The sequence below is a fragment of the Methylobacterium sp. B1 genome (genome assembly GCF_000333255.1).
Classification (GTDB): Bacteria; Pseudomonadota; Alphaproteobacteria; order Rhizobiales; family Beijerinckiaceae; genus Methylobacterium; species Methylobacterium fujisawaense.
This window is the reverse complement of sequence record NZ_BACT01000798.1, coordinates 1-1102: the sequence shown is the minus strand read 5'-3', so window position 1 is coordinate 1102 and position 1102 is coordinate 1. Positions and strand designations below refer to the sequence as shown.

The window sequence follows — 1102 nt, the reverse complement described above, 5'->3', positions numbered from 1 at the left end:
ACCCAAGGCGGCCCCGGCCCAGCCGCCCTTAACCGAGCCGCAACGCGCCCCGGGCTAGACCGGACGGCCAGAGATCGGCCTCCCGCCGAGTTCAGGACGGGCGCGGAGCGCGTAGTGTCAGCCACGGCTCTCCCTCTCCGCGCGTTCCGGCACCTCCGGGCTCTGAAGACCGGTCCCCAGCGGGCGGCCCTCACGGTCTTCGCGATCCGCGTGGGAGCAGCCGGCTTCGCCTACGGCGCCCAGGTGCTCGCGGCCCGGATGATGGGCTGGGACGCCTACGGGATCTTCGCCTCGGTCTGGGTCTGGACCGCGATGCTCGGCCATACCCTGACCCTTGGCCTGTCGCAGGGCGCCTGCCGGTTCGTGCCGGGCGATCAGGCGCAGGGCGATCTCGACCTCGCGCGGGGCTATATCCGGGCCGGCGCCCTGGTGACCGGCGGTGCGGCCCTCGCCATCGCGGGGCTCGGTGCGGCCCTGCTGATGCTCGAACCGGACCTGTTCGCCCCGGCCTATTGGGCCCCGATCGCGGTCGCGCTCGGCGTGATGCCGCTCTTCGCGCTCCAGGATTACCTCGAGGGCGTGGCCCGCAGCCAGAACTGGGTCGGGCTCGCCATCGCGCCGCCCTACCTCCTGCGCCAGACCCTGATGATGGGCTGCATGATCGCGGCGATCCTGCTCGGCGCGCCGCCCCGCGCCGAGGTGGCGATGGCCTGCATGCTGATCGCCGCCGCCGGTGCCACGGGCCTGCAGGCTGCCCTGCTCGCCGCGCGGCTTCGGCGGAGTCTGCCGGCCGGGCCGCACCGCTACCGGTGGCGGGCTTGGCTGGGGACGAGCCTGCCGATCGCCGCCATCGACCTCGCCAATGCCGGCTTCACCTTCGTCGACGTCATCGTGCTCGGTGCCCTGGTGAGCCCGGCGGAGGTCGGGGTCTACTTCGCGGCGACGCGGATCCAGCAATTCGTCGTGTTCGTCCACTACGCCGTCAGCGCGGCGACGCTCCAGCGCTACAGCGCCGCCCAGGCACAGGCCAACCGCTTCCTGCTCGCCGAGCTGGTCCGCCGCCAGGGCCGCATGACGGCAGCCGCGACGCTCGTGGTCGGCG

At 73.3% G+C, this 1102-nt stretch carries 1 protein-coding gene; it reads left to right on the top strand.

The features are described from left to right. Nucleotides 1–114: 114 nt before the first annotated feature. On the top strand, nt 115–1102 hold a 988-nt coding region (locus tag I53_RS23035), incomplete at its 3' end, for a lipopolysaccharide biosynthesis protein (protein ID WP_043355117.1).